The following is a 26,928-nucleotide window of genomic DNA, read 5'->3' as shown; positions in this document are numbered from 1 at the left end:
AAGTCATAGATGCGGGCGTGTTGGCTAAAATGGGTCGGCCGGGATTGGTCAATCTCGGCCGACTATATTTGGCTAAAATAATCCGACGCTAACATTCTTGACATTTATTCAAATTATGCAGTGTTATTCGATTTTTCAGTTTTGGAAAACTGCAGTTAGAATCGTTGGCAAAGATAGGTAAATGACACTTTGCTGTTATTTGTACAACATTTTGTTTTAACCCACTCAATCTGTGAACGGTCGATATTTGACTGTGAGTGGTCGTTTGTTCCCCGCGTCGATTCGCCTCGGAACAAATAAGCGTCCCGGCAATCGGTTGCCGGGACGCCTGATCGAACCACCACAAAGGTGCCTGTCCCCTTCGTGGTGGTTTTTGTCCAGCGCGCAGTACTACAGCAGGTGCTCCTGGATAAAGATCGCGACACCGTCTTCGTCGTTGCTCGCGGTTACAAAGTCGGCCGCGGCACGGGTGGCGTCGCTGCCGTTTGCCATGGCCACGCCCACGCCGGCGTCAGCCACCATGCAGGTGTCGTTGTCCGCATCGCCAAACACGCAGATGTCCTGGAGCTCCATGTCGTTGAGCTCCGCCACGCGCACAAGGCCGCGCGTCTTGGACACGCGCGGATCCATGAACTCGTAGAGCCGCTGCGTGGTTTGCAGAGCCGCCGCCTTAACAGTGTCATCGGAAAACGTCGACGCCCGCTCGATGACCTGCGGCATCACCTCGGGCGCCATGGTAAACATCACCTTGGTCTGCGGCTCGCGCAAAAACTCGGCAAAGTCGACCACCTTGTAGGGCACGCCGTCGACGCGCGACAGGTGCTCGACGCACGCATTGCTCTCGGGCACATAGAGCACGCCATCCCGAGGGCAAACGGGCGTTGCCGGCAGGTCTGCCATGTGCTCGCAGATGCGCGCGATGGTCTTGCCCGGCAGCGGATAGCTCAGCTCGTTGATGTCGTGCGCACGGTCGATGACCTCGGCGCCACCGCAGCCCACGAGCACGTCCACCAGGCCTTCGATGCCCCAGAGCTCGTACATGGCCTCGGTCGCATGGGCGTCACGCCCGGTGCACAGGCCAAAGAGCACGCCGCGCTCGCGCAGGGCGCGGATCGCCGCCACGGTGCGCGGGGACACCGTGTGCCGGCTCGTGAGCAACGTGCCGTCGATATCGCAGAACACGACTTTGATGTGGCTGAAGGTAGTGTCCATGGGGGCCTTTCTGGGTTGTGCGGCGGTGTGGGGTGTGGTCGTGAACGGCGTACATGGTATACCAAGGCACGGGCGCAGCCCGTCAAAGCAAAAACCACCACAAAGGTGCCTGGCCCCTTTGTGGTGGCCAAACCCGCGGGGTGGCCTGGCCCGGGGCGCAAACCATCACAACATTCGACGTTATTCGGCAAAATCGCGATTTTCGCTGAATGTTGTGATGGGTTTACTGCAAAGCAAAAACCACCACAAAGGTGCCTGGCCCCTTTGTGGTGGAAGTGACGTTTGCCCAGATAAAACCTGCCAATACAAACCTGTCCCTTTTTAGCAGGTTATGGCAGCGCAGCGAGCCGGTTCCAAGTGCCCCAGGTCGCCCCGAAAGAGGAGCGACGCGTACTTTGGTACGCGAGCGACGGCTTGAGGGGCGAGATGGGGTGCTTGGGGCCGGCGCAGCGTCGAGCCTTAAAGATGGTCTTGGATGAGATCGCAGATGGCTCGGGCGTCGTTGATGTTGATGGCTCGGGTCGCAAAGCCGGCGTCGAAGGCCTGACGCGCCAGGGCCTCGTTGCAGGCAAGGGCCAGCGTGTGGCCATCGACCAGGTCGAGCGAGCTCTTGCCGCGCAGACGGTCGACACCCGATCGCGCGACGACGATGTTGTCGAAACCCTCGGTCTTGTAGCCCTCGATGATCACCACGTCGACATCGTTGTAGCGCGACAGCAGCTCGCGCGCGGGCATCTCGTCCTCCTCGCGCGTGTCGGCGTACTCCGCCCAGCGCGTGGCGCAGATGAGGCCCACGTGCTTGGATCCGGCCTGGTGATGGCGCCAGGTATCCTTAGCGGGTACATCGATATCAAAGCCGTGATGCCCATGATGCTTGAGCGAACCCACGCGCAGGCCGCGGCGGGTGAGCTCGGCGATAACCTTCTCGACAAGTGTGGTCTTGCCCGAGTTTTGGTAGCCGATAAACGCGATCGCGGGGACGGCCGGGGCCGGAGCTGCGGGTGCAACGGCGACGGGTGCGCTTGCGTGTGCGTCGCCGTCAGCGGCCACGGCCTCAACAGCAGCGGCCTGACGCTCTGCACGATCCCACACGCCCGAGCGGCCGCCCTCCTTGTGCAGCAGGCGCACGTCAACGATCTCCATGCCGCGATCGACCGCCTTGCACATGTCGTAGATCGTTAGGCACGCGGCGCTCGCGCCGGTCAGGGCCTCCATCTCGATACCCGTCTTGCCCGTCACGCCCGCCGTAACCAGCACGTGAAAGCCAACCTGCCCGTCCGCGCGCGCCGGCGCCCAGCCCTCGGGCACGTCCTCGGCCGGCGTCCCCGCCGGAGCGATGGGCGCAATGTCGCACTTGCTCTTGGTAATGAGCAGCGGATGGCACATAGGGATGATGTCGCTCGTGCGTTTGATGGCCATAATGCCCGCCACGCGCGCACAGGCAAGCACGTCGCCCTTTTTGGCGCGGTCCTGCAGCACCATGGTCTGCGTCTCGGGGTGCATGAGGATGGTGCCCTCGGCGATGGCAATGCGATGGGTCTCGGCCTTGTCGGACACGTCGACCATGCGTACCTCGCCCTTGGCGTCCACGTGCGTCAGCTCGTCACGACGGGCGTCGCGGGCGGGCTCGGTGGCAGCGCTGGCAGTCGGCTGCGCGGACGCGTCGGCGTTACCAGCATTCGCCGCAGCCGTGACTTTGTGGGCAGACATCGCGGCCCTGCGAGCGGCCTTGGTGGCATCGGCGTACCTGCTCTTGGCCATATGATCATCCTCCGATTTGGGACATAAATCGTTGCGTGCCCTCAATTATCGCGTGTTCCTGCGGTTTGTGGGCCACGGCATCGCGCCAAATCGAAAGTACCTGCATATCATCACCACGGCGCAGCGCCTCACGCACCGAATACTCGGCATCGCTGAACAGGCACGGGCGCACGTTGCCATCGGCCGTCAGGCGCAGACGGTTGCAATTCGCGCAAAAATGATTGGACATGGCGCTGATGAAGCCGACCGTTCCCGCCGCACCCGGAAAGTGCCAATAGCGCGCAGGGCCCGCGCCGGCAGGAGCGTCGTTGATGTCGAGCGGCTCGAGCTCACCCAGTCCCGCCGCGGTGGCCCCGGCATTGATGCGCGCCCGCAGCTCGTCGCTCGGAACGGTGTCACTCGCGTCCCACAGCTCGGGATTGAGCGCGGGCGCATGCGGGTCCACAGCGCAATGCGAGCTCGTGCGCTCGTCGCCGATGGGCATGTATTCGATAAAGCGCAGGTGAATGGGACGGTCGAGCGTGAGCTGCGCAAGGGCCTCCACATCCTGGTTGAGCCGGCGCACCACAACGCAGTTGACCTTAACGGGCTCAAAGCCCCAAACCAGTGCCGCGTCGATGCCAGCCATGGTCTGCTCGAGTCGACCCAGGCGCGTGATCTTTCCAAAGAGCGTAGGGTCGAGCGTGTCGAGCGAAATATTGACGCGGTTAAGCCCGGCATCCTTGAGCTGCGGCGCCAGCTTGGGCAGCAGGGCGCCGTTGGTGGTGAGCGAGATGTCCTCGATCTGCGGGATCGCGCGGATGTCACGAATAAGCGGGATGATACGGCGGCTGACCAGCGGCTCGCCACCCGTCAGGCGCACGCGGCGAATGCCCTCCCCCGCCACCAAGCGCACGAAGCGGGCGATTTCCTCGGCGCTGAGTAGCTCGTCGTGTACACGGGGCGCCACGCCATCGGCCGGCATGCAATAGATGCAGCGGAAATTGCACTTGTCGGTAACGGCAATGCGCAGGTAGTTGATATCGCGGCCAAAGCCGTCATGTTGCACGCGCCCGTCCACGCAGCCCTCCCCTCACGCGGCGTTTTATTCTTCAGAAAACATAATACCCCACGGGAGAATCATGCCGACACCCGTACGACAGGACAGGTCGCTTCGAGCAAGACCGGCTTCCCAAGCCCATCCTCAGCATACAAACCATCACAACATTCGATGCTTTTCCCGTTTTTGGCAAAAAACGTCGAATGTTGTGATGGTCTGCCTGCCCACGGCACCCCGTAGAAGGACCAAAGCGTCCCTAAAGGCTGCCGTCCCAGTGTCGAATCACGAATTCTCGCAGGTCATTCTGACGTTTCTGGAACACCTCGCTTCGGTCGCACTTGAGACCCATAGCGAGCGCGATGGCGTTCATCGCCCGGTGCAATTGCAGCTGATGGGCAAACTGAGTCCCGGTGAGGACGATCATCTTAAAGCCCAGTGCGCTCAGCACGGTCATGCGCTCCGCATCCGACGCGCTGCGCTGTTTATCAAGATGGTCCGAGCCGTTGTATTCAATCCCCGTACCGCTCGCAGGCGCATATACGTCGATCTCGAAATACCCGGCCTTTGCGAGATACTTGAACTCGTTGGGAACATCGACCCGATGGTTGAGCTCGATCTTGGCGTATCCCAGCCCTCCCTGGGAACGTTTTGCTACGACCATGATTGCGGCGGCCGTCTCCATTGGCGACCGCGCGCCATCGTGCACGCGCCTGAGCACGGCAGCCGCGCGTATGGCCCCCTGACGAGATCGGTTCTCATTGCAATAAGCAATCAAGCCGGCAACGGTATACCTCTGCCCCATCTCGATATAATCGCCTGTCGACAGATGATTCAAATGGTATCGGGCGCAGATTTCGTAGCCATATTCCAGCTGCTCGGGCTCACTCATCCACGAACCCGCTTGGACAAAGCACATGGCCTCATCAACCACTAGAAGGCCCTCTGCCACCTCGATAAGATGGCCTGGAGGTACCGGCGCCCCAAACACGTGGCACCTAAATCCAGCCGGCGTCGAGCGCTCAAAATCGAAGTTGACGAGCGTGTCGATATGATCGAGCTCTTCTCGTGGAATACCAAGCGAAACCAGATAGTCGGTAACGATCCCAACTGCCGTTGAAGCCCTCAGCCCCTTGGCATCGAGTCCCAATTTGGGCAGGCCCGCAGCCGGCTCCGCCTCGTTAGCAAGCGAATCCTCATCGTATAGGCTGCTTGCTCGCGAGAGCGGCTCGGACGGGCGCGCCACGTTGTGGTACAGCCAGGCAGTCTTATGGGACAGGACAATCGGCAGGTCCATGAGCCCTCCAATGGAGTCGGATAACCAACCTTATTCCCCTGCCCACGGGTCCGCACACCTTCGTGTGCAAGAAAGCGATTCCACCCGGTCGAGTGGCAGAAAAACCATCACAACATTCGATGCTTTTCCCGATTTTGGCAAAAAACGTCGAATGTTGTGATGGTTTGAGGCGAGGTGAGAGGCGCTAAGCCTACACGGCGCATGCCCGTATTCAAATGGAAATGACCGCGCTCGGAGCGTGACTTTTTTCGCCCCACTGCCGACACAAACCTTGACTCTACAATCGTTGTAGGGTTTTCACTACACTGGTAGCTAAACGAACCCAGCCAGAAAGCCCCGCCCATGGAACACGACCTCACACGCGGCAATGTCCTTAAGACCATCGCGGTCTTTGCCCTGCCTTATATGCTCTCGTACTTTTTGCAGATGCTCTACGGTATGGCCGACCTGTACATGATGGGGCAGTTCAGCGGTGCCGCCGGCATCACCGCCGTGGGTAATGGCGCGCAGACGCTCTACATCATTACCGTGACGCTCGTGGGCTTGGCCATGGGAACGACGGTTATCGTCGGCCATGCCGTGGGCTCACGCCGCTTCGACCGCGCCGAGACCGCCATCGGCAACACCATCACGCTCTTTATGGGTGTCTCGGTGGTGCTGGCCGCCATCTTGCTTGCGCTGTGCCCGCAGATCGTGGCGCTCATTGGCACGCCAGCCGAGGCAGTCGAAGGCACCGCCGCCTACCTGCGTATCTGCTTTATCGGCATTCCCTTTATCGCCGCGTACAACATTCTTTCGGCCATCTTTCGCGGGCTGGGCGATTCGCGCTCGCCCATGTACGTGATTGGCGTGGCGTGCATTATTAACATTGCGCTCGACTTCCTGTTCATTGGCCACATGGGGCTCGGCCCCGTGGGTGCGGCGCTCGGCACGGTAACCGCCCAGACGGCCAGCGTTGTCCTCGCGCTCGTGTGGCTCAAGAGCCACCGCACGAACATCCACGTTAAGCGCAGCGACCTGCGCCCCCAGCCCGAGGTGCTCGGCAGCATTCTTAAGATCGGCGTGCCCGTGGCCGTACAGGACGGCTGCATCCAGGTGGCGTTTATGTTTATCACCGTCATCGCCAACCACCGAGGGCTCGTCGACGCCGCCGCCGTGGGCCTGGTCGAAAAGATGATCAGCTTTTTGTTCATTGTGCCGAGTTCCATGGGCGCCACCGTCAGCGCACTCACGGCGCAAAACGCCGGCGCAGGCAAGGGCGATCGTGCGCGTCAGGTACTCAAGGACGCCATGACCATCTCGGTGGCGTACGGTTGCCTGGTCACGGTGCTGATGTGGCTGGTGGCGCCGGCGTTTATTGGCTTTTTTGCCAAGGACGCCGCAGTCGTCGCGGCCGGTACCGGCTATATGCGCAGCTACATTTTCGACGCGATTTTTGCCGGCATCCACATTTGCTTTAGCGGCTTTTTCGCTGCATATGGCAAGAGCTATATCGGCTTTGCACACAACGTGCTGGCCGTGGCGTTCATTCGCGTGCCGGGCGCGTGGCTGCTGTCGAACGCCTATTCCGATACGTTGTTTCCCATGGGCATCGCCTCGCCGTGTGGGTCGATTTTGTCGGCAGTCATCTGTGTTGTTGCGTTTACCGTGCTCAACCGGCGCGGGGCTTTTGACAAGCTGGTAGCGTAGCGGGGCGACGCGAGCCTGGCGCCCTCCCCGACCCTATTGAAAGGAGCTGTCCTGTGACCGACTCGCCAACTGAACATACCGAGGGCCTGCTCCGAATTGGCGAGGTGGCGCGCCTGTTTAACCTGAGCGTGGGGACGCTACGTCATTACGAGCAGATGGGCTTGCTGGACCCGGCGCACATCGATCCGGCGAGTGGGTACCGCTACTACGGATCGCGGCAGCTCTCCACCCTCAATACCATCAGCCACCTGCGTGTTCTCGACTTGTCGTTGGCGCAAATCCGCGAGTTTGTGACCACGCGCGATGTGGACCTCATGCAGCGGCAGCTGGCTCAGCAGCAGGAGCTCATCGAGCGCAAGCGCCGCGAGCTCGAACGCGTGTCGCGCAAGATCGATAACCGGCTTGCCCTGCTGCACGATGCCCTGAACACCGAGCTCGACACCATTTGCACAATCGATGCGCCCGAGCTCCGCTGCGCCGTGTTGCGCGAACGCGTCAACCCTACCGACGCCTATGCGCTGGAGTGGCAGATTCGTCAGCTGCAGAAGGGGCAACACGAGACCTTTGTCTTTCTGGGCAACTTGGGCGTCGGGATCAGCGCCAAGCGTCTCGCAGCCGGCGACTTTGATGGCTACGACGAGGTCTTTCTGCTGCTCGATGACACCGATGATTACGTGGGCGATGTCGAGGTGCGGCCCGCCGCGCGGTGCCTGACCATTAGCTTCCGCGGCACACACGGGCAAGCGGGCCCGCGCTATAAGCAGCTGCTCGGCTATATGCGCGAACACAGGCTGTCCCCCGCTGGCCCCTCACGCGAGATCGCCCTCATTGACGACATCATCAGCGACGACCCCGCGACCCATGTGACGCAGATCACGGTGCCGGCTGCCCCGTCCAAATAAGATCCGCCCGGAAGGCAGTTCAATCATGCTTTCCGGGCGGATCTTCAATTTGGTTATCGATGCACTAAGCCTGGGGCACCTGACCAGTAGCCAAGATCTGCTCGAGTGCGTCCTCATCCAGCACGGGCACACCCAGCTGCTCGGCTTTGGTGAGCTTGGAGCCCGCTTTGGGGCCGGCGACTAGATAGCTCGTCTTCTTCGAAACACTGCCCGAGACCTTGGCACCAAGCACCTTGAGCGCCGCGCCTGCCTCGTCGCGGGTGCGGTTGACGAGCGTGCCGGTGAGCACGAAGGTCAGACCCGCGAGTGGCTGTGCGTCGGCGAGCTCGCCCGCCACGCCAGCGTCGGCTGCGGCTTGCGCGTGCGCGGCGCCCAAGTCGACCTCGAGCGAAAGGCCCGCCTGGCGCAGGCGCTCCAGCACGGCAAGGTTCTCGGGCACGGCCAGGAACTGCTTGACGCTCGCCGCAATCTTGGGACCGATGCCCTCGCACTCGGCGATGTCCTCTTCGCTCGCCAAGATGAGCTTGTCAATCGACAGGAATCGCTCGGCGATGACCTCGCCCACGCTCTTGCCCACGTGGCGGATGCCCAGGGCAAACAGCACGCGACCGAGCGGCTGGCTCTTGGACTTGTTGAGCTCGGCGATGATTTTCTCGGCCGTCTTGAGGCCTACCGGAATGGGGTCGCCCTTCTTGACGCCCTTTTTGCTGTTGGAGCTGGCATAGGTGCGCCCCGTGTCCAGGCCTGCGATGTCGTCGACCGTGAGCTGGTAGAAGTCCGCGACATCGTGGATCAGGCCGGCGGCAATCATCTTGTCGACGATCTCGTCGCCCAGGCCGTCGACGTCCATGCAGCCGCGACTCACCCAATGGAGCAGGCGCTCCTTGAGCTGCGCGGGGCAGTCGATGGACACGCAGCGGTAGGCAACCTCGCCATCCTCATGGACCACGGGGCTGCCGCACACGGGGCAGACCTCGGGCATGTGCCAGTCGACCGAATCGGCCGGGCGCTTGTCGAGCACCGGCCCCACGACCTCGGGGATCACGTCACCCGCCTTGTGCACGATGATGGTGTCGCCCTCGCGCACGTTTTTGCGGCGAATCTCGTCGATGTTGTGCAGCGTGGCGCGCGCGATGGTGGAGCCGGCAACCATCACCGGGTCGAACTCGGCGACCGGCGTGAGCACGCCGGTGCGGCCCACCTGGATGCGAATTTCGCGCAGGACGGTCTGCTTTTCCTCGGGCGGGAACTTAAAGGCGATGGCCCAGCGCGGTGCGCGGGCAGTAAAGCCCAGGTCAAGCTGCTGCTGAAAGCTGTCGACCTTTACGACCACGCCGTCGATGTCGTAGTCCAGGTCACCGCGGTGCTCGAGCGCCTGGGCGCAGAACTCGTGGACCTCGGCCGGCGTGGCGCAGCGTGCCACGTTGGGGTTGACGCTAAAGCCGGCGCTACGCAGCCAATCGAGGAACTCGCGCTGGCTGTGGACGTGCAGCGGGTCGGTATCGGCGATGGCATAGATAAAGGTGGCCAGGTCGCGGCGTGCCGTGATCTTGGGGTCCTTTTGGCGCAGGCTGCCGGCGGCAGCGTTGCGCGGGTTGGCGAAGGGGTCGCGACCCTCGGCATCGGCCTCGTCGTTCAGACGAACAAAGCTGCCCTTAGGCATGTAGACCTCGCCGCGCACCTCAATGGTGCGCTCGCGGTCGGCGCCCATGTGAGCGAGCGCCGGCTCGGACAGGTGCATGGGCACATCCTTGATGGTGCGGACGTTGAGCGACACGTCCTCCCCCGTGGTGCCGTCGCCGCGCGTGGCGGCGCGCACAAAGGTGCCGTTTTGATAGGTAAGCGCGACGCCCAGGCCGTCAATCTTTAGCTCGCAGGTATAGGTGACGCTGCCGGCACCAAGCGCGTCCTCGGTGCGCTGGAGCCATGCGTCGAGTTCGTCCAGATCCATAGCATCGTCCATGGAATACATGCGCGCCATGTGCGTGACCGGCGTAAACTGCTCGCTCACGTACCCGCCCACGCGCTGAGTGTAGCTGTCGGGCGTTACCAAATCGGGGTAGGTCGCCTCGATTTCCTGCAGCTCAACGAGCATTTTGTCAAAGGCGGCGTCCGTGATCTCGGGCGCATCGAGCATGTAGTAGCGATAGGCGTGGTAATCGAGCTCGTGGCGCAGCTCGGCCGCACGCGCTGCCGCCTGGGCACGGGCATCGGCCGATGCAGCGGTATCCGTGCTCGTGGGCGTTTCGGTATCGATGTCCACGCCGTCACCAAACAGGCTCGATTGCTCCATAGCGGCACTCCTTCGCTCGATTTCAAACGGATACAAGAGTACCACCGGTCGCAACGGGGCCGAATAGCGGTCTCAAACCGCACCGAATCGGCAGCCGCTAGACCGGGGTGGATCGCGCGATCCAACCATGCTCTTATCAACTCTAAATGATCCGTTTTCCTCCGTCCCCAACGGATCAATAAGAAAAGAGGAGCTGTCCCGCGTTGATGGGACAGCCCCTCTGGCTTCGGCATGTGCGAAATGGCTCGTTAGTAACCCTGGCCGTAGCCCTGACCCTGGCCCTGCTGGCCCAGCAGCTCCTCCAGGTACTGGCGCAGCTGCTCGTCGGTAATACCGCCGTTGCCGGTGTCGGTCGAACTGTCGTCCTGCTGCTGGTTCTGCAGCTCCTCATCGGAGCCCAGCTCGACGGTGACCTTCTTCTCTTCCTTGCCGCGCATGAGCGTGATCTCGACCTTCTCGCCCACCTCGTGGCTGCGCAGCGCGATGATCAGGCCATCGGCGCTCGTGATCTCGTCGTCGCCCAACTTGGTGATGACGTCGCCCTCCTGAATGCCGGCCTTGGCGGCAGGACCGTCCTCAACGACGCTCGCCACATACGCGCCGCTATCGGTGCTCAGCTTGTTGGTGCGGGCGTTGAGCGCGTTGACGCTCGAAAGCGTAGCGCCCATGTACGGATGCACCGGCGTCTTGCCGTCGATGATCTGGTCGGCAATGTTCTTGGCGTAGTTAACGGGAATAGCAAAGCCCACGCCCGAGCTGGAGCCCGAGTAGCTCTCGATGAGCGAGTTGATGCCCACCAGCTCACCGTTGTCGTTGACGAGCGCGCCGCCGGAGTTGCCCGGGTTGATGGCGGCATCGGTCTGGATCATGTTGGCATAGATGGTGTTACCGCTGGTAGAGCTCATGGCCGTGGAGCGATACAGCGCCGACACAATGCCCGTGGAGACAGACTGCTCGTTGCCGAACGGCGAGCCGATCGCCATAACCCACTCGCCCACGTTGAGCTTGGAGGAATCACCAATCTCGATCGGCGTGAGCTTGGAGGCGTCGGCGTCCTTGAGCTTGATGACGGCCAGGTCGCTCGAGGCGTCGTTGCCCACGAACTCGGCCTCATAGGTGGTGCCGTCGTCCATGGTCACCACGTACTGGTCGTAGCCGTCGACCACGTGGTTGTTGGTGAGGATGTGGCCCTCGGTATCGAGCACCACGCCCGAACCGACGCTGCCCGAGTTGTCCGACTCGTCGGCAGACTGCGAAAGCGAGCCATTCTGGCTGCCGCTCGAAGTGGCGGTGATGGAAACCACGGAGGGCAATGCCTTGGCAGAAACGGCCTCGGCCAACGTGGTGTCCTCGGAATCAATCGTAATCTTTTGCGTCGATGAGCCCGAAGCGCCCGCCGTCACGGCGTTCTTGCCGCCGCCAATGTTGAGCGTGCCGCTCATGATAAGCGCGATGACCAGCAGGGCGCCGCAGGCACAGCCGGCGAGTGCCGTAATAAAGATCGGCAGCTTTTTGGTCTTGGTCTTGACCACCGTGTGCTTGTTCACGACCTGCGCACCGCCCAGCGGCTTTCCGGTCTGCGTGTCGTAGGCCTGCACGTAGGGAATGTTGCTACCGGCAGGCGTCGACTCCACCTGCACGCGCGGCTGCTGCTGGGTCTCGCCGGCGTTGCCCGCATCCTGGGGATGCTGGGAATCGTTCTCGCTCATAGCTGCGATCCTTTCGTCAAATAACCAAAGGCCCGCCAAACATGTGGCGGGCCATCATTGTTCACGTTGAGTTGTACCCCAATATGCGGGCGAACGTGTATGAGAACGCAATCTTTTAGGAAGGCTTAAGTTTTGTTGCAGGCCCGAAAGGACCCGGCCCACGGCGAAACCACCACAAAGGCGTCTGCCCCTTTGTGGTGGAAATCTAGTCCTTAAACAGATAGCCCACGCCGCGGACGGTGGTGATATGTGCCGCGATCTGCGGGCCCACCTTGGAGCGGATGCGTCGGATGTGCACGTCGACGGTGCGCGTGCCGCCGCAGTACTCAAAGCCCCACACGCGGTGCAGCAGCACTTCGCGGCTGTAGGCACGGTTGGGGTGCGTCGCCAAAAAGCTCAGCAGCGAGTACTCCATCAGCGTCAGGTCGATGGGCTCATTATCGAGCGTCACCTGGTAGGTTGCGAGGTTGATCTCGAGGTTGTCGATGTTGAGCACATCGTCAGCAGTAATGGTCTCCTCCTCGCCCATCAGGCGCTGCGCGCGAGCCTTGAGCTCGTTGGGCGTCGCCGTGGGGCACACAAAATCGGCATGTGCGTGATTCGGCAGGCGCAGGGTACCGAGCGCCTCGTCGTCAACGATCACCAACATGGGGACGCCGCCGCGATCGTCAAGCCACTTGGCAATCTGATCGATGCGGTCGCTGCGGATGCCATCGGAATCGAGAATCAGCAGGTCAAAGTCGTGCGCCGCAGTCGGCGAATCGGGGGTGGCCAGGCTCACCTCGACACCCAGGGTGGTCGTCAAGCTGCGAGCAAACTCGTGGAAGCGCGTCGTGCGCGCCATGAACAGGGCACTCTTTTCGGACATATCGGCCTCCAAAGAAATGAGCTCAATCGTACTGGAACAAGCCAGTGCGATTAGGAGTTCGCCAGGTAGTGCTTGATCTCCCACTCGGTGATCGTAGACTCAAACTTATGCCACTCGTCGCGCTTCTTTTTGAGGAAGAAGCTGTGGATGTGCTCGCCGAGGGCATCCTTCATAAACTGCGAGTCCTCAAACACGTCGAGCGCCTCTTTAAGCGAGCGCGGCAGCGGCGTGTAGCCGGCCTCGACCATCTGACGGTCGGTAAGCTTGAGTGTCTCGGCTGTGGCCTCGGGCGGGAGCTCCAGCTTGCGCTCGATGCCGTCCAGACCAGCCGCCAGCGTGACGGCGTTGACCAGGTACGGATTGGCCATGGGATCGGGACTGCGCAGCTCGATGCGCGTGGACAGCTGCTTGCCGGGCTTGTAGACCGGGATGCGGACCATGCTCGCGCGGTTGCGCAGGCCCCACGTGGCGTACTGCGGCACGGAGTCGCCACCCGTGGTGATGCGCTTGTACGAGTTGACCGTGGGGTTGGTGATGGCGCTGATCTCGCGCGCGTGCGCCAGGATGCCGGCCATGTAGTGCTTGGCGATATCGGAGAGGTGGTACTTCTCGTCGTCCTCGCCCCAAAAGACGTTGTTGCCGTCGTGGTCGAATAGCGACTGGCACAGGAACATAGCGCTGCCGTCCTCGCCCGCCAACGGCTTGGGCATAAAGGAGGCGTGGCAACCGCTCTCGTAAGCCTGCTGCTTAATGATGAGCTTGGCCGTGGTGATGGCGTCGGACATGCTCAGGGCCTCGGCGTGGCGCAGGCTCATGCCATGCTGCGAGCGGCCGGCGGCGTGGAAGGTGTACTCCACGGGCACGGACATCTTCTCGAGCGTGAGGACCGTGTTGCGGCGCAGGTCGCGAGCGGCATCGCTCACCGAAAGATCGAAGTAGCCCACGTTGTCGAGCGGCTCGGGCGTGTGCTCGTCGGGAAAATAGTAATACTCCAGCTCGGCACCCACGTTGAGCAGGTAGCCAGCCTTCTCGGCCTTGCGGAACATGCGGCGCAGGGCGTCGCGCGGGTCGCCGGCGAAGGGCTTGCGGTCGGGGGTGCACACATCGCAGAACACGCGGGCGACGCCGTTGTGGCTCGGGCGCCACGGCAAAATCTGGAAGGTCGAAGCATCGGGAAACGCCAGCATGTCAGCTTCCTCGGGCGTGGCAAAGCCCTCGATGGCGGAGCCGTCAAAGCCAATACCCTCCTCAAAAGCGACCTCGAGGTCCTCGGGGCTAATGGCAAAGTTCTTGAGGCGGCCGAGAATGTCGACAAACCACAGACGCACAAAGCGGATGTCACGCTGCTCTACGGAGCGGAGTACGTAATCGATGTTCTGCTGGTTCATGTCGCTCCCCTTTCTTTCGGGCGGGTTTCGACTGGTCTATATCGCAGATACTATCGCAGAAAAATGTTTCCGCAGGGTTAAAGCGTATCAAGCGCTCAAAAAACGTGCGCGAACAGGCAGTTGCAAACGAGTAGCTAGCGCGAGGTCGAAGCGCGGTGTTCGATGTGACCGGGAACCTCGATGCGTTTGGGGGCGAGCTTTGCGGCATCGCCCACCGTGGTGGTGACGACGTCAATGCGCTCGGACAGGCGCTCGACTACGCGCTCGGCGATGGTGAGGGTGTCCTGCGCGGCCGTGGTCACACCGCCAAAGAGCACATGGTTCCAAGGGTAGTCGTCAAACGTCGCGATCTTGAGCCCCGCCGGCAGCGAGGGACCAAGCTGCGCCAGCGCCTCGGTCAGACGCAGGAAGACCAGACCGTTGACGGCAATGAGGCCGAGCTTTTTGCCGGCATAGTCACGCATGGTCTCGTCCAAGCGACCAACGCCCGTGGCACCGCCATCGGCCAGGGTGACAACCTCGCCGGCAAGGCCGCGTCGCGACAGCTCGTCGGTAAAGGCCTCGGCGCGCTCGCGACGCACGGGGCTATCGTCGCTTGCCTCGGTGAGCAGGCACAGGCGCTCGCTGCCCGCAGCGGCCAAGGCGTCCACCAACCCGGCGACCAGCTCACGGTTGTTAGATGTCACCAGATCGACACCGCCGTCGGCAACATCGCGGTCGAGCAGCACAACGGGCAGACGTCCCGCTGCCGCGGCGATCGCCTCGTCATTACCTCCGCAGGTGTTGACGACCAGGCCGTCCACGCCGGCATCGATAAGTCTGGTGAGCGACTCCGCTTCCTTGGCGGGGTCGTTGCCACTAATGGCCGTCATGAGCGAGCAGCCGCGCGCGGCGGCGCTGGCGGAAAGCCCTTCGAGCATGGCGCTCGAGAACGGGTTGGCGATGTCGGCCAGAATCACGCCGATGAGGTTCGTACGCGAGGAGCGCAGATTGCGTGCGGCGGCACGCGGGCGATAGCCGGTACGCTCGATGACCTCGGCAATGCGGGCACGGGTCTCCTCGGTCATTTGCCCGGGGCGGTTGTTGAGATAGCGCGAGACCGTGGCCGGGCTCACGCCCGCCTCGGCGGCAATGTCCTTGATTCTCATCTGCGCCATAGCGCACCCCGTTTCCCAATTGTCGGCGGTCTGAGCCATTTTAGGCATTTTTTTAAAATCTCGATTGCAAAACGCTGTAGGTGAGCGGCATCGTTTTTGCGTCTCGAGCAGATGCAGTGATGGGCTAGATAGACGAGTCTTTGGACAGCTCAAAATAGTCGGGATGCAATGCGATAACCGGGCCCTGCTCCTCGGGCATCAGGTGCAAGTGCGTCTCGGCCAGATAGCTCGCCGCGTCGGTATCGCCCCTCTTAATGGCCTCGAGAATCCGACGATGTTGTCGACGAATCGGCTCCCAATCTAGGTCCTGCGACACCATACGCAACCAGTTATATCGCTCAAAATGCGTGTTGACGCTCTTCATCCAACCCCACAGCATGTGGCGGCCGGCAATCTCAAAACACGTCTCATGGAACAGGTTGTCCAGATCAAAAAAGCGACGCGTCTCGCTATGGTCGAGCGACTCGGACTCGGCAAGAATCTGCTCGAGCCGATGTTTTTGCTCGGGCGTGACGGCCGAACAGCATTTAATAAGCACGCTTCTTTCGAGTTTCTCGCGCAAGAAACAGGCGTTCTCGGCGCGCTCCATGCTGATCTTAGAGACGTAGGTGCCGCTTTTTGGACGCGTTTCCACCAGCTCCTGCTCACGCAGGCGCACAAAGGACTCGCGAATGGGCGTGCGCCCGATTCCCGTCTCCTTTTCCAGACCAATCGCTGAAAGGCGCGTACCGGGCTTGAGCTCGGCATAGATAATCTTGGAGCGCAGTGCGTTGTATGCCTGATCTTGCAAGCTCTGATAATGCTGGTGTTGTTCCATAAAGCCCTCGGATGAAGCCCACGGTTTGTCGAATTTCACCACGTAATACTATCGCATCGACACGCCCCAGCTCCCAATCAGTCTTTTTGGGACGGGGCTCTTTTAGCTACCCTGGCCCGCAAATCGGCCCCCTTGCCACAAAAGTGGCCCATCTACTACGTTAACACGGATAGCCTCGGCCATACCGAAAACCGTGAAAACAAAACCGCAGGTAGACAGCTTGTCGATTTTCGAAAAAGCCGACTATGGTTGACCCCTGCGGCTTAAACGTAGTAGATAGGCCTTTTTCGTGGCGCAGCACTACTGCACCCCAAATTGGCACCCCGAGCCTGTTATAAGTTGCTGTGAAATACGGACGGTTGATAATCAAGGGTTGATAATCAAGGCGCGCTATACGGCTTGCTATATCTCACTATACTTTGCTGTACGTCGCTATACTTTGCTATAACTTGACAATAATCGGCCCGTTACCATCCGGGATATAACGGGCCCCAAGCCAACGCTGGCTTGGGGCCCGTCTTGTACCATGGCTCTTTTGGACTATGAGCACTCGTATTTCGTGGCCCGCCCGGTTCCCTGCCTTACGATTATATTCCGTTCAAGCAGAGATTCGAGTGCCGCCAACGTCCGCATGCGGCTCAGCCCCGTCTGTTTTTCAATTTCGCTTCGCGACATAATTCGCCCACCCGACAAGGCCTTGAGAACCTGGACCTCTTCCTCGGACCCTTCAAAGGCATCGGTAACGGGCAATGTGACGGCCACCATGCCGCCGCGAACATCAAAAATTGGTTGATTGATCGAATCGCGATAGGCACGTCTAATGCGCGCAATTCCCGTACCAAATTTCTCGATGTAATCCAGCTTTAAGAAGGCCTCTGCAATGATGGGGTTTCTGAGCACGGATATCTGCCCATACAGATATTGTTCCGTCGTCAAACCGGCAGGCAGCGATCCGGGCGAAGTCACAACGACGCGATCGTCGTACAGGGCAATTTGAACATTCGCTCGAACGTCCCACGTCCGATGCACCAAAGCGTTTGCGACAGCCTCGCGAAACGCCTCGAGAGGAATTCGATCGGTTTGGACGCGCTCCATCCCTTCGATACGCTCAAAACGGTAGTAGCGTGCAAACATAGCCACCGCCCTGTCCACCTGCTCAATTGCGGATACATTTGTCGCCGTCTCACGGTCCAAGATCACATCCTCGGTATCGCCAAAACGGACGCAGTCGATGCCCGTAAAATCATTCCTATCCGCCAAAATCGCCGCAGCGTTGGTATAGCCATCTTTGCCGAGCAAGCGAAGTGTGCGCATAATATCCGGCGTTAGCTCGGAAATGCCGAGATGTTCAACACACTTATGCTCGAGCGTGTGAAAACTCAAGTCCTGGCGAGCCGATGTGAGCGCGTCGAACGTTACGTTGCTGCCTTCGAGCGTCAGCCTGCCATACTCAAACCGGTCGACCTCCACCGTTGCCGAATCGTTTCGCCTGTAGGCCTTTCCCTTGCTTCGATAGGGTTTGTCCTGGCCCTCATAAACCGTAAGGATTACGGTCCCGTGTTTCTCATCGGGCTCGAGCGTGTAACGGGGAGCGGGGTCCAAGCTGTCATTAATCATGTTCTCGATGCGGAGACACTCTGCGACCGGATCTGCAAGGCCGACAGCCACGCCCTCGTCATCAACGCCAAACTCAATCTTGCCCGTCCCGTAATTTGCATAGGCGCTCACCGTTTTAAGAAACGTCGGCGTAACGCTTTCCTTGTATTCGACTGTAGGGCTTTCTCTAACAACCATATGAACAACCCCCTCGTTTCGTACCATTCATAACCGTATTATAAGACGAAAACTGTTTGCGTACTGATTTATCCAAGACGCAAATGGTTTTCGTCTTTATTTGCGTACGGAATTAAGACGCATAATTTCGCTTTCGTATGGCTCAATACCGGACACAGACTGTTTTCGTCTGTCAATACGTCTGCAATCCAAACGAAAAGAGCCCCGAGCTCGTATGAACTCGGGGCTCTTTGTGCCGCACATCTATGAAAGGAGAAATTCGATGCGTACGGGCGCTATTCCATGAAGCCACCCTGGGATGGCGGCAACCTCGTCGTTACCTGTCCGATGGGCGTGCTCAAGGCATCCGTTCCCCTCTTTATCGACGTAACGGGCAAATAAGCTCGTCGAGGAGACCATCCGCACGCACCACGGTGTGGCCGACGCCATCGAGGCGCGCAACCCCACCGCAGCGCACGACGCGATGTATCTGCACCTGGTCTACAACCGCAACATGATTGCGGAAGACGCACAGACAAAAGGCCTTTAAGGCTCGACCATGATCTTTCTTTGATAAAACGCAAAAGCGGCGGCCGCTTGCGCTTTATCAAATGGTGCAATGGGGCCAGGTTTACATGCACCAAGTTGGTACAAAGCAACCTGTCCCCCACGCACAAAGGGTTGACTAGAGCTCGCAGGCAACCTTGTAGCCATCGCCGATGGCGTCGCGGATGTTGCCGCACTTGTTGGCGTCGCCCAGCACGTGGGTGGTAACGCCGGCTGCAGCCAGGTCGTCGGCCAGCTTGGTGTTGGGACGGTAGCCCATCGCCAGCACCAGCGTATCGGCATCGGCGATGGTGTGGACCTCGCCATCCTTCTCGTAGCTGATGGTGTCCTCGGTAATCTCGGTCACCTTGGCCTCGGTCAGCACGTGAACGCCCTTGGAGAGCATGCGCGTGATGAGCACCGCGCGTCCGGCGCCGCCCTCGTTGGCGGCGAGCGTCTTGGTCATCTCGATAACAGTGACATCGCGGTTGGCCGGCGACAGGTCGTTGACCAACGGGGCCAGGTAATCGGCCGTCTCGCAGCCGACGGTGCCGCCGCCCACGATGACGATCTTCTTGCCCGGGAAGGCCTTGCCGCCCAGCAGGTCGTCAGCCGTCATAACCTGCTTAAAGCCCTGCATAAAGGCCGGAGCGATGGGCTCGGCGCCATAAGCTAGGACGACCTCGTAGCCGGCGTAGTCACGCTGAATGTCCTCGGCCGAAAGCTCGGTACCAAAGACGCACTTCACGCCCGCCTCAGCAAGACGGCGATACTGGTACTTGATCACGCGGGTGAGTTCCTGCTTGGCCGGCGGAACGGCCGCGATACGCATCTCGCCGCCCGGTTCGTCCTGCTTATCCACGAGCACCACGTTGTGGCCGCGCTTGGCGGCAATGAACGCCGCCTCCATGCCCGCAGGACCAGCGCCCACAACCAGTACGTTCTTGGCCTCGGCGGCAGGCTCGTAACCGGCCTCGTCGCGCTCAACATCGGGGTTGACGGTGCAGGAGATGCGCTTGCCGAACATAATGCCGTTCAGGCAGCGCAGGCAGCCAATGCAGGGACGGATGTCGTCGGCGTTGCCGGCAGCGGCCTTATTGCAGAACTCGGCATCGCACAGATTGGCGCGGCCCATCATGCAGATGTCGGCAGCGCCGTCCTCGATCAGCTCCTCGGCAATCCATGCCTCGTTAATGCGGCCAACGGTGGCGACGGGAATGTTCACGTGCTTCTTAATCTCACGCGAGCAAGCGGCGTGCGAGGCCTGCTGCGTGCCGGCGGCGGGAATCGCAGAGCCGCGCTTGATGGTGGTGCCGCCCGACACATGAATCATGTCGACGCCGGCCTTCTCCAGACGACGCGAGACATAAATCATGTCGTTGAGGGTCAGGCCGCCATCGGTGTACTCATCGCCCGAGATGCGGACGTCGATGATAAAGTCCTTGCCGCAGCGCTCGCGAATCTCGGCAATGACCTCGAGCAAGAAGCGCATACGGGCGTCGAGCGAGCCACCATACTCGTCGGTACGCTTGTTGTAGAGCGGAGTCAAAAAGCCGCCGAGCATGCCGTGGGCGTGTGCCGCATGGACTTCAACGCCATCGACGCCAGCCTTCTGCATACGCACGGCAGCGTCGCCAAACTGATGCGTGAGCTCGTGAATCTCGTCGACCGTGATAGGGCGCGGTGCCTCGCGGGCGTAAGACGGGCCCACAAAGGACGGAGCGATCAGGCGAGGCGTGCCCGGAATGTTAAAGGCCATGTAGGCGGGGTGGAAGAGCTGCGGCATGATCTTGCAGCCGTACTCGTGGACGGCCGCGGCGAGCTTTTCCCAGCCGGGGATAAACGTGTCGTCGTAGCAGCACATGTCACCCGGCAGGTAGGTATAGGTGGGCTCGACCGTCACGACCTCGGTGATGATCAGGCCCACGCCGCCCTTGGCGCGGGCACGGTAATGATCGACCAAGTCGTCGGTCACATAGCCATGATCGGCCAGGTTGGTGGACACCGGCGGCATAAAGACGCGGTTCTTGACCTCGGTTGTACCGACCTTGATCGGACTAAAGAGCATCGGGTAGGCAGAGGACTCCATACAGGCTTCCTTTCGTTTGAGCCGCTCGGCGGCAGTTGCTAACGTACCTATCGTATCAGCAACTGCCGTATCCGTAGTCAAACATGCCCAAACGCCGGTCGGCTAATGAATACCGCGGCCCAAGTCTTCGGCGATTTTGTCCACGCCCTTAAGTGCGGCGCACGTCTTTTTGTTGGAACAATGCCCCGTGCAAACGCCACCCTGAGCGCAGTCGGCGCAGGTGCCCTTGCGGTAGATGCGCACGCACACGGCGACAAACGCAATACCGATAACGGCCAGTACAACAATATCGATAGGTGCCATAGCAAGCCTCCTCTAGTTAACCACCACTTACTTTACCCCATTCTCCACCTACCAAAAAGGGACAGGTTTATTTTGGTCGGTTTTATCTGCGGAAACGCCACATCTTAACTTCTGGGGCAAAGTAATCTGTCTCCCATGCACAAAAAGCCCGGGGTCGCTGGGACACCCGGGCTCGTGGAAAGGGGTTAATCCTTATTCGGACTTAGGCGGAAACTGCGGCAGAAGCAGTGTTGGTCTCGTCCTCGTCGGTCCATGCATGTTTGGGCATGGGACGGAAGATCTGGAAGAGCATCGCAACCAGCAGCACGATGGCCACAATCGTCCAGATACCAAACTGTCCCAGCACAAACAGGTTGTAGAACTGGTTGATGAACAGGCCGATAACCCAAGCGAAGGCGCACTCGTAGCCGATGGCAATCGCGGTCCACTTGCCGGAATCCATCTGGTTGCGGATGGTGCCCATGGCGGCAAAGCACGGGGCGCACAGCAGGTTGAACGCTCCAAAGGCAACGCAAGCACCCATGGTCGGGAACATGCCGGCAAACGCGGTCCACAGGCTCGGGTCGGTCTCGCCCGCGTCGGCGACGGACAGCAGCGAGCCGGCGGTGGCGACAACGTTCTCCTTAGCGACAAGGCCAGAGACAGTCAGCGCGGTGGCCTGCCAGGTGCTAAAGCCGAGCGGGGCGAAAATCCAAGCGACCAGGTTGCCGAGCATGGCAAGCACGGAGTAGTCCATGAACTCCTCGGGGATGCCGTCCATCGCAGGCAGGAAGCCAAAGGAGCCGTTGTAGCTGCCAAAGTTGGACAGGAACCAAACCACGACAGTGGAGGCAAAGATGACCGTGCCGGCCTTCTTGATAAAGGCCCAGCAGCGCTCCCACACGTGCAGCGCCCAAGAGCGGATCGCCGGGAAGTGGTAGGCAGGAAGCTCCATAACGAACGGCGTCGGGCGGCCGGCGAAGAGCTTGGTCTTCTTGAGCATGAGGCCCGAGGCGATGACGGCAAAGACGCCCAGGAAGTAGAAGAGCGGGCTGATCCACGCGGCGGTGGTGGAAGAATCGCCGATGATGGAACCCATGAGCAGGGCGATGATCGGCAGCTTGGCGCCGCAGGGAATGAACGTGGTGGTCATGACCGTCATGCGGCGGTCCTTCTCGTTCTCGATGGTCTTGGTAGCCATGACGCCGGGGACGCCGCAGCCCGAGGACACGAGCATGGGAATAAAGGACTTACCGGACAGGCCAAAGCGGCGGAACACGCGGTCCATGATGAAGGCGACACGGGCCATGTAGCCACAGTCCTCCAGGAAGGACAGCATGACGAACAGCAGGAACATCTGAGGCACAAAGCCAAAGATGGCACCCAGACCGCCGACGATACCGTCGCAGACCAGCGAATCGACCAGGCCACCGTCCTCGGTGCCGCCTGCCACAAGGGCGTCGTGCACCACGGTGGTGATGCCGGGGACATAGGGGCCGTACTGCGCCGGGTCGACCGAGTCGGCATTGTCGCCCGCAGCCTCGACAGCTGCGTCGTAGGCGTCGCGACCCTGACCGAGCACGTACCAACCGTCGGTACCGAAGAGCTGGTCGTTGGTGAAGTCGGTCACCGTGCCGCCCAAGGTAGAAACGGCGATGTAGTACACACAGAACATGATGACCACAAAGATCGGCAGGCCCAGGATACGGTTGGTAACCACGCGGTCGATCTTCTCGGAGGTGCTCATCTTGGCCGGAGCCTTAGTGAGGCACTCGTCGATAATGTGCGCGATGACGCCGTAACGCTCGCCGGTGATGATGGACTCGGCATCGTCGTCGCAATCCTGCTCGCACTGGGCGACCAGCTCCCCCACGCGAGCGGCCTTCTCCTTGGTGAGGTTGATGAGTTTGCAGGCGTCTGCATCACGCTCGAACAGCTTGACGGCGTAATAGCGGCGCTTGTTGGCGGGAACGCTCGCCGGAAGGTTGTTCTCGATGTGGTCTAGAACGTCCTCGATAGAAGAATCGAACTTGTGCTCCGGCACCTGGCCCTTGGAAGCAGCGGACTTCTTAACCTGCTCGAACAGCTCCTTGATGCCCTTGTTCTTAAGAGCGGAGATCATCATAACCGGGCAGCCGAGCTTCTTGGAGAGCTTGTCCGTGTCGATCTTGTCACCGTTCTTCTCGACCAAGTCGGCCATGTTGAGGGCAACGACCACGGGCAGGCCGGTCTCGATAACCTGAAGCGCCAGGTACAGGTTGCGCTCGAGGTTGGTGGCGTCGACCACCTGGACGACGACATCGGGCTCTCCGCTCATGAGGTAATCGCGCGAGCATTGCTCCTCGGGGCTGTAGGGGGAAAGCGAGTAGATGCCAGGGAGGTCCGTGATGGTAACGTTCTTGTCGCTTAGGAGCTTGGCCTCCTTTTTCTCAACCGTGACGCCGGGCCAGTTGCCAACGTAGCCGTTGGCGCCGGTGATCAGGTTGAAAAGCGTGGTCTTGCCGCAGTTGGGGTTACCCGCCAACGCGACATGGATCTGAGAATCCGCCATTCAATCCTTCTTCCTTGTGTGCCTGCGCTGCTTTCTCCGCGCAGGCTGGATAATGTACTTCAAAGATGCTGCATTAAGTTAGAAAAACCTAACTTTATCTGCAGAAATATGCGCCCCGAGTCCTTACTGGACCTCGACGACGGCGGCCTCCTCCTTGCGGATGGAAAGCTCGTAGCCGCGCACGTTGATCTCGACCGGATCACCGAGCGGTGCAACCTTCACGACCTTGAACGAAGTGCCCTTGATGAGCCCCAGGTCCATAAGGTGGCGGCGAAGCGCACCCTCACCGTGAAGCTTGACGATGGTGGAGCTCTCGCCCACCTTAACGTCACCCAACGTCTTCATCCTCTTGTCCCCCTTTCGGTTTTTATGAAATGCTGCAGACTAACCGACGGTCATGATGTGCATGGCAACCTTGGAATCGATACCAAAGCGTGCGCCCAGCACGGTGACGATAATATTGGCGCCACTCGAGCTCACCACGTGGATTTCGCTGCCCTCGACAAAGCCGAGGTCCTTGAGGTGGTGCTTCATGTCCTCATTGCCCTTTACACGAGACACGCGCACGGTTTCGCCCGCTTTTACCATCGAAAGCGGCATGGCCGGCATCTGCGGTCCGCAAGACATGAGTGGCTCCTAACGTCAGTTCGTCCTCAACATCGACGCGATAAAAGTTAACCACGCCTATGTTCGCTTTAGTAAACTAGCACGTGGTTAACTTTTTGGAAAGGGTCCCTATTCAGATTTCGAAAAAGTTTCCTATATGAAACAAAAAGGCGCGGCAAAGAGCTGTCCTTTGCCGCGCCCTGTCATGCTTAGAGCGAGAGGTTTCTGATCGACGTAACGCAGGAAGCCTCGTCTACGCCCGAAACGCGAAAGATGATGTCCTCGCCGCACTCGCCGTAGAGAGCCATGAGGCCCATGACATCGCGACCGTCGGTATGGCGGTCGCCGATGCTGACCGACACGTCGCTACGGTGCTTGGCAATGATGTCATAGAGCAGCGCAACCGGGCGGGCGTGTAGTCCCAACGGATCTTTAATCGTCTTTGTAAACTCGACCATGTCCCCTCCCACGACATCACACATTCGGCCGGCAAACCCAGCCACGTGGTAGTTATTGTAGCGTTAGATGCTTATCGAGGGCCCCTCCGGATACCCCGTGGTCAAAAAGTAGCAAATATGAGTACTGTCACAAATTTAGTAGCAGCAAATTCGAGAGCAAATTGCCTAGCTTGAGCGATTCGAAGAGGTTGAAAGCCGTCAAACGCCCTTTAAAGGGAGTTAGATAAATCGATTTTGAGCCCATTTTCGCTCAGAGCAGGCCGAAAAATATGGCACTTCTTTTGCAACAGTACTCATATTTGGCATTTTTTGACCACGGGGGCCAAAACCATGCCCCAAAACACAAAAGGAGGGGCCTCGTAAGGCCCCTCCTTAGGAAAGGGAATCGATTTATTCCACAGCCGTAGATTAATCCTAGCCGCTACTCCATCATATCGAGGACGGAAGGGCGAAGCTCGTTCTCGGCGGCCTCGGGATCGGTCTCGCGCAGGCGGTTGATGTAGCGGTTGTACCACATCACGGCAAGGCCCAAGAAGACAACCACGCCGCCAACGTTGTAGACCAGCGTCAGCCACAGCGGCTGATCGAGCGGAATGGTGCCGCAGATAAGCACGAAGCAGAAGACCACAAGCAGGAATGCGGCAACGACCAGGCCAAAGCTGCGCGAACCCATGCGGAAGCCACGGGGAGCGGCGTCAAAGTTCTTGCGCAGCATAAAGTAGGCAAGCAAAATCAGCAGCGGTGGGAGCAGAGCGGTGGCAGCCGTCATGTTGGTGACGATCATGAGCAGGTCGTCGAGGTTACCGGAGCCCAGGGCCGGGATGATCAGGATGGGGACGACGATGGCGAACTGCAGCCAGGCAGCGCGGGCAGGAATGCCGTGCTCGTTGAGCTCGACGATCTTGCTACCAAAGACGCCCTTGGGGATCTCGGTGAAGAAGACCTTGATGGGAGCGGAGGTCCACATCATGAGGGAGCCCAGCGTGGCGGCGAGAAGGATCAAGCCGATGGCGCGCGTGGACACTTCCATGGGAATGCCAAAGTGGGCAAAGACAGCGCCGAATACGTCGAAGATACCGGTGGAGATGGCAACGCCGCCCTCGGGGATGAACAGGTTAACCAGCAGCGAAGCGCCTGCATACAGAAGGCCGATGGTCAGGCCGGCGATAACGACGGTGCGCACGAAGGCCTTGACGCCACCCTTAAGGTCGTTAAGGAACACGCCGACAGACTCAGCGCCGCCAACGCCCTGGATGATCCAGGCAAGCGTACCGAAGAAGCCCCACGCAGTTGCGAAGTTGCTCATGTCGGGAGCCATGTTAGCGGGAGTAGGAGCCGTAGCGAACTCAACGCCGCCAAAGGCAGCAGCCAGGGACAGCAGGATGAACACGGCGGTCAGGCCGAGAGCCGCGGTCGAACCGAAGGAGGAAATGGAGCCGATCCACTTAGCGCCCTTGGTCGAAACCCACGTGGCGATAGCAAAGACGACGATCTCGATAATGGTGATCCACAGCTGCGAAAGCTCGGCGTTGGCACCAAAGAACACGTAGCTCGCGTAGATGATGACGTTGGGCAGGACGGACGCAAAGAAGAACAGGCTAACAAACCAGTAGCTAAATGCCGTCAGGAACGCCCAGCGACCACCCATCGAGGTCTTAACCCATGTGTACACGCCAGACTCGGAGTCCTTGTTGAGGCCGACGAACTCGGCGGTAACCAGGGTATAGGGGACAAAGTACAAAAGCGTGGCGAAGAAGAACGACGGCGCAGCTGCCAAGCCGATGGCCGCGTTGTTGTTGATGATGTTCTTGATACCGAACACGGCGGCGACCGTCATGCCCAGCAGAGCGAACGAACCAATCGTTCCTCGTTTTTCAGAGCTCATAAGCCCTCCCAATCATCTGTTAAATGTCATCTAAAACCGTCCGAGCTGCAAGTGCAAACACGGACGGCGCACCTGCTAAGGGGAATGGGGAAAAGGGAGTCAACAAAGCCATCCCCCTTAACGGCGCGAAGCAAACGTCCAGGCGGACGAATACTACTTGTTGGGGAAGGAATAACCTTCGACTGTCACGTGCAGTACCACGACGCGGGGATCCGCGGCATCGGCCACGACACGGTAGGCCTCGTCAATTTCGACGACGGCAACGCCGCCGGCGGGAATCGTCACGGTCTCCCCCGTACCCTCAAAGCGCTCGCGATCATCGATATCGCTGTAGGCGCGCGTACAGGTAAGATCGGCCTTGGAAGCCACCTCAACGGTCAGATTGCCGTCGAGCGGGGCGAGCACGGCATGGTAGCGACGGTGACCGACCAGATCGGCGGTAGCCGCCTCGTGGGCGTTCACCCACCAATACACCAGCGAGTCGCCGATAGAGTACGCCACATCGTGCTGCAGTTCAGAAACGCCGTCGAGTGCCTGACCGGTACGCATCCACTTCTTGACGGACTTCATCTGGGCGTCGAAATCGGCACGCGAGTTAAAGATATGCAT

At 60.1% G+C, this 26,928-nt stretch carries 21 protein-coding genes; 2 read left to right on the top strand and 19 right to left on the bottom strand.

Annotation, left to right across the window (positions count from 1 at the left end; translation table 11 throughout):
• Nucleotides 1-390: 390 nt before the first annotated feature.
• From I2F59_RS06735 to I2F59_RS06720, 4 genes are all read right to left on the bottom strand, one after another.
• Entirely contained in the window at nt 391-1,212 is an 822-nt protein-coding gene (locus I2F59_RS06735) for an HAD family hydrolase (protein WP_195503645.1), read from the bottom strand.
• Between the two features lie 459 nt (nt 1,213-1,671).
• Complete coding sequence (mobB, locus tag I2F59_RS10070; RefSeq protein WP_271755787.1) at nt 1,672-2,973, bottom strand: molybdopterin-guanine dinucleotide biosynthesis protein B; 1,302 nt, start codon at nt 2,971-2,973, stop codon at nt 1,672-1,674.
• Nucleotides 2,974-2,977: 4 nt separating this feature from the next.
• On the bottom strand, nt 2,978-4,033 hold the full coding sequence (gene moaA, locus I2F59_RS06725) for a GTP 3',8-cyclase MoaA (RefSeq protein WP_271755788.1): 1,056 nt from the start codon (nt 4,031-4,033) through the stop codon (nt 2,978-2,980).
• 235 nt (nt 4,034-4,268) lie between these two features.
• The gene (locus I2F59_RS06720) at nt 4,269-5,306 is read right to left on the bottom strand and encodes a hypothetical protein (RefSeq protein ID WP_195503644.1); all 1,038 of its coding nucleotides are present in this window, start codon (nt 5,304-5,306) and stop codon (nt 4,269-4,271) included.
• Between the two features lie 342 nt (nt 5,307-5,648).
• Between I2F59_RS06720 and I2F59_RS06715 the strand changes: the two genes are divergently transcribed.
• Complete coding sequence (locus I2F59_RS06715) at nt 5,649-6,995, top strand: MATE family efflux transporter (protein WP_195503643.1); 1,347 nt, start codon at nt 5,649-5,651, stop codon at nt 6,993-6,995.
• A 53-nt stretch (nt 6,996-7,048) separates the two neighbouring features.
• Nucleotides 7,049-7,897: a MerR family transcriptional regulator gene (locus I2F59_RS06710; RefSeq protein ID WP_195503642.1), complete on the top strand. Its 849-nt coding sequence runs from the start codon at nt 7,049-7,051 to the stop codon at nt 7,895-7,897.
• Between the two features lie 64 nt (nt 7,898-7,961).
• Here the strand turns inward: I2F59_RS06710 and ligA are convergent, their stop codons facing one another.
• The 15 genes from ligA to I2F59_RS06635 all read right to left on the bottom strand — a co-directional run bounded on the left by ligA (nt 7,962) and on the right by I2F59_RS06635 (nt 26,928).
• Nucleotides 7,962-10,190: an NAD-dependent DNA ligase LigA gene (gene ligA, locus I2F59_RS06705; RefSeq protein ID WP_195503641.1), complete on the bottom strand. Its 2,229-nt coding sequence runs from the start codon at nt 10,188-10,190 to the stop codon at nt 7,962-7,964.
• Between the two features lie 248 nt (nt 10,191-10,438).
• Complete coding sequence (locus I2F59_RS06700; protein ID WP_195503640.1) at nt 10,439-11,899, bottom strand: S1C family serine protease; 1,461 nt, start codon at nt 11,897-11,899, stop codon at nt 10,439-10,441.
• 205 nt (nt 11,900-12,104) lie between these two features.
• Nucleotides 12,105-12,767 carry a response regulator transcription factor gene (locus I2F59_RS06695; RefSeq protein ID WP_195503639.1) on the bottom strand — a complete coding sequence of 221 codons (663 nt, stop codon included), beginning with the start codon at nt 12,765-12,767 and terminating at the stop codon, nt 12,105-12,107.
• A 50-nt stretch (nt 12,768-12,817) separates the two neighbouring features.
• Nucleotides 12,818-14,155 (bottom strand): glutamine synthetase family protein, encoded by a 1,338-nt coding sequence (locus I2F59_RS06690; protein WP_055286015.1) that lies wholly within the window; start codon nt 14,153-14,155, stop codon nt 12,818-12,820.
• Between the two features lie 134 nt (nt 14,156-14,289).
• Nucleotides 14,290-15,312, bottom strand: a complete 1,023-nt coding sequence (locus I2F59_RS06685) for a LacI family DNA-binding transcriptional regulator (RefSeq protein WP_195503638.1) — start codon at nt 15,310-15,312, stop codon at nt 14,290-14,292.
• Between the two features lie 124 nt (nt 15,313-15,436).
• On the bottom strand, nt 15,437-16,168 hold the full coding sequence (locus I2F59_RS06680; protein WP_195503637.1) for a GntR family transcriptional regulator: 732 nt from the start codon (nt 16,166-16,168) through the stop codon (nt 15,437-15,439).
• A gap of 501 nt (nt 16,169-16,669) precedes the next feature.
• Nucleotides 16,670-17,923, bottom strand: coding sequence for an ATP-binding protein (locus I2F59_RS06675; protein WP_195503636.1), 1,254 nt, complete (start codon nt 17,921-17,923; stop codon nt 16,670-16,672).
• Nucleotides 17,924-18,587: 664 nt separating this feature from the next.
• Nucleotides 18,588-20,537, bottom strand: a complete 1,950-nt coding sequence (locus tag I2F59_RS06670) for an NAD(P)/FAD-dependent oxidoreductase (RefSeq protein WP_195503635.1) — start codon at nt 20,535-20,537, stop codon at nt 18,588-18,590.
• Nucleotides 20,538-20,639: 102 nt separating this feature from the next.
• Nucleotides 20,640-20,840 carry a hypothetical protein gene (locus tag I2F59_RS06665; protein ID WP_117634210.1) on the bottom strand — a complete coding sequence of 67 codons (201 nt, stop codon included), beginning with the start codon at nt 20,838-20,840 and terminating at the stop codon, nt 20,640-20,642.
• Nucleotides 20,841-21,042: 202 nt separating this feature from the next.
• On the bottom strand, nt 21,043-23,370 hold the full coding sequence (gene feoB, locus I2F59_RS06660) for a ferrous iron transporter B (RefSeq protein ID WP_195503634.1): 2,328 nt from the start codon (nt 23,368-23,370) through the stop codon (nt 21,043-21,045).
• A gap of 123 nt (nt 23,371-23,493) precedes the next feature.
• Nucleotides 23,494-23,715 (bottom strand): FeoA family protein, encoded by a 222-nt coding sequence (locus I2F59_RS06655; protein WP_006234774.1) that lies wholly within the window; start codon nt 23,713-23,715, stop codon nt 23,494-23,496.
• A 39-nt stretch (nt 23,716-23,754) separates the two neighbouring features.
• Nucleotides 23,755-23,997 carry a FeoA family protein gene (locus tag I2F59_RS06650; protein ID WP_040358815.1) on the bottom strand — a complete coding sequence of 81 codons (243 nt, stop codon included), beginning with the start codon at nt 23,995-23,997 and terminating at the stop codon, nt 23,755-23,757.
• 188 nt (nt 23,998-24,185) lie between these two features.
• Nucleotides 24,186-24,434 carry an HPr family phosphocarrier protein gene (locus I2F59_RS06645; RefSeq protein WP_022094361.1) on the bottom strand — a complete coding sequence of 83 codons (249 nt, stop codon included), beginning with the start codon at nt 24,432-24,434 and terminating at the stop codon, nt 24,186-24,188.
• A 421-nt stretch (nt 24,435-24,855) separates the two neighbouring features.
• A complete protein-coding gene (locus tag I2F59_RS06640) occupies nt 24,856-26,319 on the bottom strand; it encodes an amino acid permease (protein ID WP_195503633.1) in 1,464 nt (487 codons plus the stop codon).
• Between the two features lie 153 nt (nt 26,320-26,472).
• Nucleotides 26,473-26,928 carry a hypothetical protein gene (locus I2F59_RS06635; protein ID WP_161145099.1) on the bottom strand — a complete coding sequence of 152 codons (456 nt, stop codon included), beginning with the start codon at nt 26,926-26,928 and terminating at the stop codon, nt 26,473-26,475.

The sequence above is a fragment of the Collinsella aerofaciens genome, from assembly GCF_015556945.1.
Taxonomy (GTDB): Bacteria; Actinomycetota; Coriobacteriia; order Coriobacteriales; family Coriobacteriaceae; genus Collinsella; species Collinsella aerofaciens_AO.
This window is presented reverse-complemented; position numbering and strand designations above follow the sequence as displayed.